The sequence below is a fragment of the Arenibacter algicola genome (genome assembly GCF_018860365.1).
Lineage (GTDB): Bacteria > Bacteroidota > Bacteroidia > Flavobacteriales > Flavobacteriaceae > Arenibacter > Arenibacter algicola_B.
Genome location: NZ_JAHKPO010000014.1, coordinates 391,985 through 405,258 on the forward strand (window position 1 = coordinate 391,985; position 13,274 = coordinate 405,258).

The 13,274-nt window shown below is 36.0% G+C and carries 15 protein-coding genes; 5 read left to right on the forward strand and 10 right to left on the reverse strand.

What is annotated here, in order from left to right; genetic code table 11:
* Positions 1-523: 523 nt before the first annotated feature.
* On the forward strand, positions 524-1,165 hold the full coding sequence (locus tag KO529_RS12990) for a response regulator transcription factor (protein WP_215948303.1): 642 nt from the start codon (positions 524-526) through the stop codon (positions 1,163-1,165).
* 255 nt (positions 1,166-1,420) lie between these two features.
* Here the strand turns inward: KO529_RS12990 and KO529_RS12995 are convergent, their stop codons facing one another.
* The 8 genes from KO529_RS12995 to KO529_RS13030 form a co-directional block, all read right to left on the reverse strand.
* The gene (locus KO529_RS12995; protein WP_215948304.1) at positions 1,421-2,176 is read right to left on the reverse strand and encodes a LytR/AlgR family response regulator transcription factor; all 756 of its coding nucleotides are present in this window, start codon (positions 2,174-2,176) and stop codon (positions 1,421-1,423) included.
* Between the two features lie 33 nt (positions 2,177-2,209).
* Positions 2,210-3,046 (reverse strand): 1,4-dihydroxy-2-naphthoate octaprenyltransferase, encoded by an 837-nt coding sequence (menA, locus tag KO529_RS13000; RefSeq protein ID WP_436835202.1) that lies wholly within the window; start codon positions 3,044-3,046, stop codon positions 2,210-2,212.
* A gap of 73 nt (positions 3,047-3,119) precedes the next feature.
* On the reverse strand, positions 3,120-3,731 hold the full coding sequence (locus KO529_RS13005) for an SPOR domain-containing protein (RefSeq protein WP_215948306.1): 612 nt from the start codon (positions 3,729-3,731) through the stop codon (positions 3,120-3,122).
* Between the two features lie 180 nt (positions 3,732-3,911).
* The gene (locus tag KO529_RS13010) at positions 3,912-4,742 is read right to left on the reverse strand and encodes a CvfB family protein (RefSeq protein ID WP_215948307.1); all 831 of its coding nucleotides are present in this window, start codon (positions 4,740-4,742) and stop codon (positions 3,912-3,914) included.
* An 87-nt stretch (positions 4,743-4,829) separates the two neighbouring features.
* Positions 4,830-5,171, reverse strand: coding sequence for a DUF2853 family protein (locus KO529_RS13015; protein ID WP_215948308.1), 342 nt, complete (start codon positions 5,169-5,171; stop codon positions 4,830-4,832).
* Between the two features lie 37 nt (positions 5,172-5,208).
* Positions 5,209-6,963, reverse strand: coding sequence for a 2-succinyl-5-enolpyruvyl-6-hydroxy-3-cyclohexene-1-carboxylic-acid synthase (gene menD, locus KO529_RS13020; protein WP_215948309.1), 1,755 nt, complete (start codon positions 6,961-6,963; stop codon positions 5,209-5,211).
* Positions 6,964-7,019: 56 nt separating this feature from the next.
* Positions 7,020-8,129 (reverse strand): chorismate-binding protein, encoded by a 1,110-nt coding sequence (locus tag KO529_RS13025; RefSeq protein WP_215948310.1) that lies wholly within the window; start codon positions 8,127-8,129, stop codon positions 7,020-7,022.
* Between the two features lies 1 nt (position 8,130).
* Positions 8,131-8,553: a PaaI family thioesterase gene (locus KO529_RS13030; RefSeq protein ID WP_215948311.1), complete on the reverse strand. Its 423-nt coding sequence runs from the start codon at positions 8,551-8,553 to the stop codon at positions 8,131-8,133.
* 72 nt (positions 8,554-8,625) lie between these two features.
* On the opposite strand from KO529_RS13030, the gene KO529_RS13035 reads away from it, so the two are divergent.
* Together KO529_RS13035 and KO529_RS13040 are read left to right on the forward strand one after the other, a co-directional pair.
* Positions 8,626-9,273, forward strand: coding sequence for an alpha/beta hydrolase (locus KO529_RS13035; protein ID WP_215948312.1), 648 nt, complete (start codon positions 8,626-8,628; stop codon positions 9,271-9,273).
* Positions 9,270-9,818: a GNAT family N-acetyltransferase gene (locus KO529_RS13040; protein ID WP_215948313.1), complete on the forward strand. Its 549-nt coding sequence runs from the start codon at positions 9,270-9,272 to the stop codon at positions 9,816-9,818. Before KO529_RS13035 ends, KO529_RS13040 begins: the two co-directional genes overlap by 4 nt.
* 18 nt (positions 9,819-9,836) lie before the next feature.
* Here KO529_RS13040 and KO529_RS13045 read toward each other — a convergent pair whose 3' ends face one another.
* Positions 9,837-10,784 carry a hypothetical protein gene (locus tag KO529_RS13045; RefSeq protein ID WP_215948314.1) on the reverse strand — a complete coding sequence of 316 codons (948 nt, stop codon included), beginning with the start codon at positions 10,782-10,784 and terminating at the stop codon, positions 9,837-9,839.
* Positions 10,785-11,045: 261 nt separating this feature from the next.
* Positions 11,046-11,441 (reverse strand): iron chaperone, encoded by a 396-nt coding sequence (locus KO529_RS13050; protein WP_215948315.1) that lies wholly within the window; start codon positions 11,439-11,441, stop codon positions 11,046-11,048.
* Between the two features lie 623 nt (positions 11,442-12,064).
* Between KO529_RS13050 and KO529_RS13055 the strand changes: the two genes are divergently transcribed.
* Entirely contained in the window at positions 12,065-12,769 is a 705-nt protein-coding gene (locus KO529_RS13055; protein ID WP_215948316.1) for a LytR/AlgR family response regulator transcription factor, read from the forward strand.
* 70 nt (positions 12,770-12,839) lie between these two features.
* The gene (locus tag KO529_RS13060; protein ID WP_215948317.1) at positions 12,840-13,238 is read left to right on the forward strand and encodes a hypothetical protein; all 399 of its coding nucleotides are present in this window, start codon (positions 12,840-12,842) and stop codon (positions 13,236-13,238) included.
* The last annotated feature ends 36 nt before the right edge of the window (positions 13,239-13,274 follow it).

Genomic DNA, 13,274 nt, shown 5'->3' on the forward strand with positions numbered 1-13,274 from the left:
ATATTCTATTGGTTTGGCTGTGAGCAACATACAATTGTAGTTATAATAATTCAGTGAAATAGGTTAATTTTTATTAATAATTCATAATCTCCCTTACAATTTTATTTTGTAGGAAAATACATCGTTTTTTTATGGAGGTTCAAGATTTTATATCTATATTTAAATTTTATTAACATAATTTTAAGTTTTAAAAATAAGAATTGGAAGATAAAGCATATCGTTTAAGATTTACCTACAGTCTTAATATGAAGTTTAGCTGCATGTTCCATATTTTCCAATAAAAGCATAAAACAGAAATAGAGTAAATATTAATTACATCCCAAATCACCAAAGCATGAAAACCTACCCTTACCAATTTAGAAAACAAAGGAATTATAACGGCATTACAGCCAGCAAAATATTTCTTTTCCACTTCTAGGAACAATAGTTCTTAACTTGGATCAAGTGGTTATCAATTCTGAGCATAATACTTGATTATTATTGGCATAAAAGCATAAAGAAATACCCCCAAACCCCAAAAGATATGAAACCTAACGTTCTAAAAATTATTGTTATAGACAATGACCTGTCGTTCCACGATGCCTACAAATATTATTTCGAAACTTATGAGGAATATTCACTTGTAGGAATATATGTTTCGGTAAAGGAAGCGCTATTGGATTACGACAATGTTCGGCCCGATATTATTGCTTCTGAAGTTACTATGCCGGATGGCTGTGGTATTGAAGGTATTGGACACTTTCGTAAAAAAGATCCTGAAGTTAAAATTATTATGATAAGTGGCCAAAGTGATTTTGGTATCGTAAAAAAGGCCTTCAAAAATATGGCAAATGGTTATCTTTCCAAGCCTGTTGGCATAAAGAGTTTGTACCATGCCCTGAATGCAATTAAGTATGAAGGTGCTACCATAAGCAACGATATAGCCAAGAAAATAATTTCTATGTTCCAAAGAAAATCGTATGCTTCTTTTTCTGAAAGGGAAAATCAGATTATTGATTATTTATGTCAGGGAGCTACTTATAAGACAATTGCGGATAATTTATTTGTTACCCCGAGTACCGTAAATTTTCATATACAGAATATATACCTGAAATTAAATGTAAACTCAAAATCGGAGGCTTTGTCCAAATTGAGGGAAATGGAGTATTCTGCCACTTTAATTTAATGTAAAAGGTACTGTATGATTAAATAACTACTTTAAATTTTATTTGTGAGACCCGTATTTCGAAAGCCACAGGCCCGTTGAAAGACGATAGTATAAAGAACCCCGGCTTTTTGCCAGGGTTTCTGCTTTAATACCAGGACACCCTTATCGAAGTTATTTCCACTTTAGTTTAAGATTAAATCTATGGAGTAAAAGGTTGTAGTAATAAAAAAAGGTGCCTTGAAGCACCTTTGTATTCTTGTATAAAATTATTCGTTACGAATTCATTGCTGAAATAATAAATTCCTTGAATTCCTTGGAAATAGGAATAAGCGTATTGTTAATTAAGATATCCTTGGAGTTAATGGCATCAATATGATCTACGTTAACAATATAGGATTTATGTGCCCTGTAAAACTTTTGTTGCGGTAGTTTCTCCAAATAATCCTTGAGCGGAGATCGAACCAAAAACTTTTTATCTACTGTATTTACCTCTAAATAAACGTTATCCGCTTTGATAAACTGTATATCCCCAAATTGGATTCTATAATACAAATGTTGTTTTTTAACGAAAATGGAATCCTTTAATACCTTGTTGGACATTAGTCTGTCATCTTCCTCTTCCTGACTTTCCGATGACCCATTGTTCTTCACGGAAGTAAAGTTGGATAGCGCAATTTCAATGGAGGTGTATAAATCCTGCTGCTCAAATGGCTTGACCAAATAACCATTGGGCTTTACGGTCTTGGCATTTTCAACGGTGGCACGATCGGAATTGGACGTTACAAATATAAAGGGGATATTATAGTTTTCCCTAATGTGCTTGCCCAAATCAATTCCGGTTTTATCGGAGGCTAAGATTATGTCGATCAATACAAGGTCAACTTCCTTGTTTTTTAAGACTTCAACTGCTTGCTCGTAAACAATAACATTGTCCACGATTTCGTATCCAATCTCTTCCAACATAGATTGCATATCATCAGCAATAATCACGTTGTCCTCTACAATAAGAATTCTAATTGGTTGTTCCAAAGTGTATTTATTTGATTGGTTATTATCTCAAAATTACGAAAAATTATTAAAACTAAAATAAAACAGAATCGACAATAAAAAAGTACTCAATGCCAGCTTTTTCAATTCGGGATCCAGTAGAACCGTATTCTTAAGTTTCCACATTTTGTTTAAATGCATAAATATAGGTACAAATGCCACCAAATGGATAGTATTTTTCCAATTATCGTAATGGATGTAGGTAAAGGCCAACATGCTTATAAAACTAATTATGATGAGGAAAACGTGGTATATTTTTCCGTTTTTAATGCCCATCTTTACTATAAGGGTGTTTTTACTGGATTTCTTATCGGACTCATAGTCCCTTAAATTGTTAAGATTAAGTACCCCTGTACTCAAAAGGCCTATTGCCACTGCTGGGAAAATAGTCACTGTATAAAGCGCTTTGGTATAAAGAAACATGGAGCCCATTACCCCTAGCAGGCCAAAAAAGAGAAATACGAACAAATCCCCTAAGCCTTTATATCCATAGGCCGATGATCCAACGGTATATTTTATGGCTGCCCATATACTTAGAATTCCAAGTGCTCCGAAGATTATGGTGAAAAGAAGGTTCTCGGTGCCAAATGAGAAATATAAAAGGGCTACTGTGAAGAGGATACATATAGCGATCGAAATAATAATCCCCATTTTAAGCTCGTTCCGGGACAACTGTCCGCTTTGCAGGGCGCGCTTGGGTCCTACCCTATTTTCATTATCGGTGCCTTTAACACCATCGCCATAATCATTGGCAAAATTTGAAGTAATCTGGAATCCGACGGTGGTTAATAGTGCAAATACAAAAATGTCCCAACGAAATTGGCTGTACATGCTTCCAAGTGCTGTACCCATAATTATTCCGGACAACGAAAGAGGGAGTGTCCTCAAACGAGCCGCACTAATCCATGCTTTAATTTTAGGCAATTTAATATGGGTCTTCTATTTCTAAACGCTTTCCTTCTTTATAGGAAGCTACGAATGCATCCTCAAAACCCATTTTCACCAATTGGAACCTAAAAGATCTGGCCTCTTCCAAGGTTTCAAAATTTCCTAGGGAGTAGGAATAAAAGGGATTGGTTTTTACAAATATCGTATTGTTAAGTGATTCTGAAGCAAGTGTTATGTTGTTGTCTACAAAGGATTTAACCTGTACTGAATAAATTTTTTCTTTATCCAGAAACTTTTTGGCCAAATAAAACTCCTTCACCAAACTAAGTTCTTCGTTTTGCTCCTTAAGATTATCTATTCTGGCCTTTATTACCTCAAGGCTATCTATGGACACCAACAGGTTATTGCCCATGTTATTCCTATTTTCATAATTGGAAGACCTGATAAATCCCGCATTGTACGAGAAAATGGCCAGGGTGCCAATTAAAAAAAGCACGGTAATACTGCCAAATAGATTGCGTTGTATCTTACTGCGCTTTAATTCTTTGTTCTTGTATTTTATTTGATCCAATAGACGCTCATTTATAATTTGAGCCTTGTCTATGTCTTTATGCAATTCCAATAAATCACTTTCCTCTATGAATGGCATAGTCTTAATTGTTTAGGGGATGAGTACTAAAATTAGTAAAAATAAATCGACTATTTATGTTTTCAAACATGGTTGTTGTAAAAGTAATGGTTTTTGTTGCAAAACGGCAAATAATTGAAACTAAAATCCTTAAATATTTGGACACCATTAATTTAAAGACTGTTATTTAAAGCAAGTCGATTATAGCAACTTAATACTATCTGGCCTAATTTCTATTTTGCGTTCCTTGTACAGGGCTCCTATTCCCTTTTTAAAAGTCTTCTTGCTCATCCGCAACATTCGTTTGATATCCTCAGGGTCGGATTTGTCGTGCAAATTTAAGACCCCACCATTGGAAACAAGTTTGTCATAAATTAGGTTCGCCGCCGGCTCTAAACTTTGGTATCCAATAGGTTGTAAGCTAACATCTATCTTGTTATCCGGTCTTATATTCTTAATATATCCTTTCAGTTTGTCCCCAACGGCTACTTTTTTGAAAATTTCATTGGAGTAGACCAATCCTTTGTGCTTATGGTTGATAATCACCTCCCAGCCTAAATCGGTCAGTCTGGTAACCACAAGATCCACCTGGTCCAGTGCTTGCACTGTTAATTCATCATTGGACAAAAATTTATCCAGTTTGTTGGAAGCTACCAATCTATCCGTTTTTTCATCCAAATAGCAGTATACAACGTACCATTGACCTTCTTGCATTTTATTGCGTTGTTCCCTAAAAGGAACCAACAAATGCTTTTCCAGCCCCCAGTCCATAAACGCGCCGTATTCATTTACTTCTGCAACCTGGAGCAATTGAAACTGTTCAACGGTCACAAAAGGCACCAATGTGGTTGCCACAATTCGCTCTTCATGGTCCAGATAGCAAAATACATCTAGGTGGTCTCCGATCTCAAATTCTTCTGGTACATACTTATTGGGCAGTAAAACGTCATTACCTTCATCATCTCCTAAAAAGAGACCTACAGTAGTATCCCTAAGTATTTCTAAATTGTTATATTTTCCAAGTGCTATCATGGGGCAAAAATACGTTTAAAAAGAATCTCAATAAAAAAAAGCCGCTCTTTTTAAAGGCGGCTCATATTTATTATACTACAGAGACTATTATTTATATACGGACTCCTTTTTAAAGTGTTTCGCCAACATATAATAAACTACTGCCCTGTGCTTACTCTTCACAGAACTACCGTATTTATCTGTCACGGTTTTGATAGCATCCATTAATTGCGGGCTATCTTTTAATCCAAGTTTTTTAATCAGGAAGTTATTTTTAACCGTTTGTAATTCTTTATCATCCGATCCGGACACTTTTGATGCATCCATGTTATATATCGATGGACCCAATCCGATGGTCACCTTCTTCAATAAATCCATATTAGGTGTTTCACCAAATTTGTCCTTGATGTCTGCAGCGTATTTTTCGATTAATTCATCTCTTTTGCTCATAATTATTAATATTCTTAATGATTAGATTAATATCCTTCTAAGATATGAAATCAAAATAACTAAGCAAAATATTGTCATTTAATATTCTTGGGGTTTTTATTTCCAGGATTTTTGGTTTTTCGGACTCTTTATAAAAATTACCCAAAGCCTTAATTAAATCGATTTTATTCGAAACGGACTCAAATTCAATGTTATACATGTCAGCTATAGACTGTATCTTAAGCTTATGCGTTGTCTCAAAAAAGGTGTTAAAATTGTCGGTTTCCTCTTTGCCCGGTAAGATCCTAAAAATGCCTCCGCCGCCATTATTGATAACTATTATTCTAAAATTAGGCTTAATATAATTATTCCATAAACCATTACTGTCATAGAGAAAACTCAAATCGCCCGTTATCAACAATGTGGGGTTGCTATCATAAATCGAAGCCCCGATAGCTGTTGAAGTGCTACCGTCTATACCACTGGTGCCTCTATTGCAAAAAACGCGGATAGAGGGCTCCAAATCGAATAATTGGGCATATCTAACAGTGGAACTGTTGGATAATTGTAGTTGATAATTACTTGGAATGCTTTCCAGGGCCTTATGGAATACCCACATGTCCGAAAATGGTATTTCCAGCAAGTACTGTTCTCTTCTTAACTTGTAATGATCTTTCCTTTTTGCCCAAAAGTCGTAATAGTCACTTTCTTGAACCGAGGTGTTTGCCAAAAGGTTCTTAAATAGTTCATTGGGACTTGTTTTAAAATGTTTTGATAGACAAAAAAAGGTATTGTACGCCTTTTTAGGATTTACATGCCAATGCATTAAGGGAGGATGATCCCTTAAAAATGCTTTTATTTTTTTGGAAACAATAAGTCCCCCAAACGTTAGGACAATTTCTGGCCGTAGCATTTTAAACAATTCTTCCTTGTCCGCAGATTTCTCAATCGGAGCTATGATACTGTCTATACTGGGGAAAAAGTTGGGATGAAATAAGTTGGAGGTACATTCTGTCATTACCACGACCGTTGGATCTTTTGCAAGAATTTCCAAATACATTTGTTCTATCCCGTTAGGCGGATTTACACCCGCCAACACCATTTTTCGGGAAGCATTTTGCCAGCTATGAACATATTCCTGCCATTCTTCCTGGCTATTTTCCCCCTGGTCCTTCAACAAACTAATTTGTGGCATAAGTGTGGATTCCTCCACTGTTTCATACAAAGGCTCTTCAAAAGGAATATTTATATGTACCGGAGCACTATTGGCAGAGGCTATATTTAAGGCCTTGTTAAGTATTTTGTCATTATACTTTTGAACCAGGGTTTGGGATTGGTCAACAGTATCTTCCGCCAATTGATCCGGGTCATATTTCCTGACTTTATGGGTTGCATGACAAATATCCTGCTTAAGGTTTGCCGAATAACCAATATGCTTCTCAAACACATTTTCCTGCCTTATAGTCTGTCCGTCCCCAATATCTACTTTATAAGAGGGCCTATCCGCCGATATAACAATTAAGGGTATATCGCTATAGAAAGCTTCCGCAATGGCGGGATAATAATTTAATAATGCGCTACCGGAGGTACATAAAAGCACTGTGGGTTGATTTAGTTGTTGAGCTATGCCGAGCGCAAAAAATGCAGCGCAGCGCTCGTCAACGATACTATAGCAATTAAAAAAAGGGTCTTCCGAAAAACTTATGGTCAAAGGCGCATTTCTGGATCCCGGAGAAATAATTATATTTTTAATGCCCCTTGCTTTGCAATGATGAACAAGTGACTGTGCGGAGGGAATATTGGAATATTTCATTATTGCAAAATTACAATTCAGGTATTTCTAAAACCAATTCAATGCTGCTTTTTGGTTTACTTTAAAACTATATTTAACATGGTACTACTTTTATCCTTCGTCTCCTGCCATTCTTTTTCCGGGACGGATCTACTGGTTATGCCACCGCCAACATACACTTTGACCGTATTTCCCAATATCTGCATACATCTTAAATTCACAAATAAAGAGGTTCTGTTCTTTATGGTCCTATAGGCCCTGTTTTCCTGATTTCTTCTTGTGGATGGCCTACTCATATCTTCCTTAAAATTTAACTCCCCTAAAAATCCGGTATAGAACTGACGTTCGTAATTCTCATTTTCCAAAATAAATTTTAGAGCTGATTTTTTTGGCAGTCCACAAACCGCCGGCGTTGGGTGTAGGGCTCCTATAATTTCTTCAAGTCGCGAATTATTCATATTCCCGGACACGGATGTTTTTATATGCCAAAGATTACCCGCTTTAAAGGACATGGCCTCAGATACCTCTAGGGAAGAAACCTTGTCTTCCAGAGAGCTATGGATAAATTGGGTCACCATCTCCTGCTCTTCAAGTTCTTTTTCTTTCCAAATTGGCGCTTCACCAACCTTATACAATTGGGTGCCTGCCAGGGACATAGTCCTAAATTTATTGTTTTTCGTTTCCAGAAATATTTCGGGAGTGGCTCCTAACCATAGCCCTATTTTAGGGTGGAACCAGATATAACAAAAAGCCTTTGAATATTGGTTCAGCAATTCTCTGAACATCACAAAAGGTGTCTTGGAGGTCTCTACTTCTATACCTCTGGATAGCACTACCTTTTTTAAACTTCCAGAATCAATGCTATTGATCGCCTTTTCTATTAACTTGAGGTAAAAATCTTTATCGGAGTCCTGATTTAATGAGGGTAAAATTGGATTTTCGGTATATTCCGGTTCCAATTCAATGGCTTCAGCAATAGCTTGGTCCTTTCTAATTAACACAGCAGGAACTTCCCCATCGAAGGGAGCAAAAACAAAGCCGCTCTCGGAATAGTCGGTTACATAATTTAATTCCCGATCATTTTGAAAAATTACCTTTACTTCAACTTCATTGGGTTTTCTATAAGCTACAAATGGCAGATCTTTACGAAACTGTTCTTCAATTTGATGGAAAAAACCTAGGGACATACTATTTTTTTGATAAGGCAATGGTGGTAAGTTTGCAAATTGAAATTAGGTTCCCGTTTTTATCCGTTACTTTAATATCCCAGATTTGTGTTGTACGGCCTTTATGTACTACCTCTGCCCTAGCGTATACATCCCCCTCCCTGATGCTCTTGACATGATTGGCCGAAATTTCCAAACCACGAACAAAAAATTCTTTGGTATCCAAAAAAATATGGGAAGCCATACTTCCTACACTTTCTGCCAAAGCTACAGTGGCACCACCGTGTAAAACTCCATCAGGCTGGTGTACCTGCGAGGTAACGGGCATTTTTGCTACCAAATAATTCTCTCCCACATCAATATATTCTATATTCAAGGTTTCCATTAGGGTAGCCTTGTTGGACTCATTACAAATTTTTAGAATTTTCTCTTTGTATTCGTTCATGAATTATTTTTTTGTAAAATTAAGCATTAGAAATTCAACAATTGCGTTACTTTATCCCTTATCCCAAAATTTATGGCATCCAAAGAAAAGCAAATTTCATACACAACGGCCAATACCTACAGTACCATGAATACGTTAAATGAAAAAACCAGGAATGTATGGGTAGTATTTCACGGTATTGGATTTTTAAGTAGATATTTTATTAAATATTTTAATGAACTTCCCAAGGAGGAAAATTATATTATTGCGCCACAAGCCCCCTCAAAATATTATTTAAACAAGGATTTTAAGTATGTTGGAGCTAGTTGGCTTACCAAGGAAAACACGGTTTTGGAAACGACGAATGTCCTAAATTATATGGATAATCTTTTTGCCTCGGAAAACATACCCGCCCATTGCCAGCTAATAGTATTGGGGTTTTCCCAAGGGGTGTCCATAGCTACCCGTTGGGCCGCAAAAAGTAAAATAAACCTTGATCAATTGATATTGTATGCCGGTGGTATTCCAGAAGAACTAACCCCAGACGATTTTAAATTTTTACTTGCCGGAAATGCCAAGATTAAAATGGTGTTGGGCAATAAGGATGAATTTATAACGGAAGCCCGTCTCATAAAAGAGACGAAAAAAATGGACTCACTATTTAGCGGAAAAGCTGAATTGATTAAATTTGATGGCGGACATGAAATAAGAAAGGATATTTTAATCAGTCTAATGGAATGAAAAGTTTTACCCCTATTCTGGAAAACGATTTTGTGAAATTGGCGCCACTCTCATTAAGCAACTACCATTATTTGCTGCCTATTGCCAGTCAGGAAAAACTCATTCAATTTTCCCCCTCGGATATTGAGACTCCCGAAGCTCTAAAAAAGTATGTGGAACAAGCTTTGGAGAAAGAAAGAATTTTTTTGGCCATGCCCTTCATCATCTATGATAAAAGGAGCAAAAAGTATGCGGGCAGTACCCGGTTTATGAATATCGATCAAAAAAATAAGGTTCTTGAAATAGGCTCCACATGGATAGGAAGGGAATTTCAAGGTACTGGCCTGAATGGTCATGCAAAACTTCTAATGCTCGATTACGCTTTTAATGAAATGCATTTTGAAAAGGTTGAATTTAGGATTGACGAGCGCAATAATCGTTCCCGCAAAGCAGTTGAAAAATTGGGAGCGAAATTGGAAGGTATTTTGCGCAAAAACGTTTACCTGCTGGATGGATACAAAAGAAATACCTGCTGCTATGGCCTTCTAAAGGAGGAATGGGGTTAATTTTTTATGATGAAAGATTTACGACTTGACTTCCTGTATAGGTTCTTTTTCGTAATACTTAATTTTTCTGGTTTTATAAGTGTTGTCCGGGGTAATGATCTGTTTGATCCAATTACCGGATTCATGACTGTCGTATTGGTAAATGAATTCTTGGACGGATACAGATTTGCCCTTTACCGTTTTAAGTGAACCTAGCATTCCCTTGTCGTTGTAAGTGTATATGGTACTCTCTGTGGGAATAAATGTTTTTTGGCCATCGTTGTAAATAAACTTTTTTTCCGATATTAATTTGTTATTGCTATCATAAGTTTGTTCCAAGGCCTTTTGGGGTAATCCTTCAAGAAATTCCTTCGTCAGGATTAATTTTTGAACGCTATTGTCTTTCCCTTTTACTTTTGAGGTTCTAATGGATTTAAATATTATATCGTTCAAATAATAGGTTGTGGTAAGCTCACCCTTGTAAACTTCATATTTTAGGGCAGTTTCGTCAATACCGCTGTCATTGGTGCGTTTTATGGTGGAGAGTTTCCCATCCTCTCCATAGTTGTATTCATATTGATCTAAAAACTCCTTGTTGTATGAAATTATTTTTTCGGTAATCTTTCTGCCTTCTGTGGTATCCAATTCATAAAAATTGGCAATGGAGGTGTTCTTGACAAAAATACCGTCCCTGTAATTTTCTACCCGTTTTTCCAATAGTGCCGTTCCATTCAACTTATAAATTGTAATATCATAATCCGTATCGTTATAACGGGTAACGGCCTTTGTTAGAAGACCCTCTTCGTTAAAGGTATATTCTTCCTTTCCATAATCGGTTGCAACCAAACAAGATTTAACCGGTCCGTTTAAATCAAAATCTTGAACTGAAAACACCTTAATTTCTTGGGCCCTCAGCTCTGTGGGCAAAGCAATGCCTAGAATAATGGAAATACACAAAAGAAAATGGACTAAGTAGTTTTTCATCATATGCCAAAATTAGTCTTTAAAAAGTCATAATAAAAACAAAATGGAAGATAACAAAACCATGGCATTGGGCCATGGAGTTATAAGTTCCCTTTTTATATTGTGGCCACAATAATTAAATGAAGCCACTAAGGTATGAAATTGGAGTTTTTTGTTGAAATTGAAGTGGGCCTGTACTCTGGATCCAAACATTTCTTTTGACATTTAGAACCTATTTTTTAAGGATTAGTCCATTGGGTGCATTCCTTCCAACACCTAAAAAAATCACCTTTTACTGTTCTCTTTATTTTGAAAGTTTAAGAGGTTCTCCTGCATACGGAATTTTACAATTTTGGCAATTAATGGGAAAGGCAGGGGTTGGTCTAACGGAAATTGAACCGAGCCTTTCCCTTGTTTATACGGTGCCAATTCTTTTTCAAATTTTTTATGGCCAGTGGGCGTGGCATAGAATCCGATATGATTTTTGAATGCAGCGAAGTATACTAACATACCATGGTATTTATAGGCTGGCATCTTGTAACTGATCAATTCTTCCGCCTCGGGAGCAGCTTTTTGTATAGTGCTTCGCAATTTTTCCAAAACCTCCTGCACTTTTGCCGGACAATTGGCAATGTATGTGGTAACATCTTCTGCGGGACTATTTAATTTAATATCGGGCATGGCATATTTTATTAAATTGAAAGGTTATTTTAATTGTGTTAATGAATTGATTTATAATTATTTGTGTGTTTGATGGTGTAACAATTACCAAGTTTGGATTCGGGGAAAGATATCATAAAGATAATTCAAAAAAAACATACTCAATAGGTGTAATTGAATCATTAGCAGAGGTTGATTGGGATATTTTTCTTTGATCTTAATTAGTACATCTATGCATGGCAGAAGAAACAGATATTCCCAACATATTATCAACAAGGCAAATTAAACTTACTTGATCAAAACACGATAAGTTGACTGACCTGGCAGCAGCATAAAAAGGATTGTTTTTTTGGGGTGATATTTCATTTTCCGAAACTTAAAAGTCATTTTTTTGATCGATATTTTTGAACATTATATTGCGTTAGGCCCTATTATATTTGGGCTGAGCAATTTATAATAATTTAGAATTATTTTTAGTATAACATACTGTATATTTGTTCCTTATAAAATGCCAAACACTAACCATGGGCATTAAAGTTGTTAATATTCCTGTTATAAATGGTAGCGGGAAAGTTTGGACTGTTCCCCAATCTTGGGCTTTGGTCAACTTTAATACATAATGGTAGTTTGTTTAAATTCTGACCATGAAAAGCACCAAATTAAAATGCATTTTAATAGACGACTCTACCGTACAACGACGTGCTGTTGCCAAGATTATAAAGGAACATTCCAAGCTCGATCTTATCAATGAATACGATAATGGGTTGGATGCCAAAAATGACATTGGTAGTAATACAATAGATTTAATTTTTCTGGATATTGAAATGCCGGGGTTCAACGGCTTCGATTTGCTGGAATCTCTAGAGCACAAACCACAGGTGATACTTATTTCCGGCAACCCCAATTATGCTATGAAGGCATTCGATTACGATGTAACGGACTATTTGCAGAAACCATTGGATAAAACCCGATTCGATGTTTCCATTAGAAAGGCGATCAACAAATATGAACTTGAAAACGCGGAGGAGATCGAGCTAGAGTATATATATGTAAATAGTAACCTTAAGAAAACGAAATTATTCCTGAACGAGATTTTGTGGATAGAGGCTTATGGAGATTATGTGAAAATTGTTTCTACTGAGAAAAAGACTTTGATACTTTCTACCATGAAGGCATTTGCCAAACAATTGCCCAAGGATAAGTTTCTTAGAATCCATAAATCCTATACCGTTAATCTAGAAAAAATTGAGAATTTTAACGGTTCCACGGTTGAAATAAACGAACAGGTTATTCCTTTGAGTAGGCATAAAAAAGAGGCCTTGATCAAGGCCTTGGTGGTAATTGAATAGGCCTTGTCAAAAAAAGTAAGATAAGAACTCCTAATTTGGAAGCTAATTTTTTTATATCTTTACTCTATAAATGAGCAAATTATTTTCCATAACGCTGTCTTTATTATTGCTGTTCCAAAGTTTTAATTTGGATATGGTAGATGTTGCCCAGTTGGATGATTTCTTGACCCACGCCCAGTTCCATAAACAGAAATACGGAGATAATTTGTTAGTTTTTATTTCCAAACATTACGGGGAGCTTAAAGCCCAACACGATTTGGAACATAAGGAAGAACAGAAGGACCATGAAGAATTGCCCTTCAATCATCAAACCTGTTCCCATTTTTCCACTGCCTTTGTAATGAGTGGGGCTGATTTTATGGTACCCAAAACGCCTCAAGTGGCAGATACCACTTCAAACTTTTTTTATCAGGAATCTTATTGCCAAATAGAAAATTCCGATATTTTCCAACCTCCCAAGACTACATAATTCATTACTGATTTAAATCATTATTTAACAAGCTGT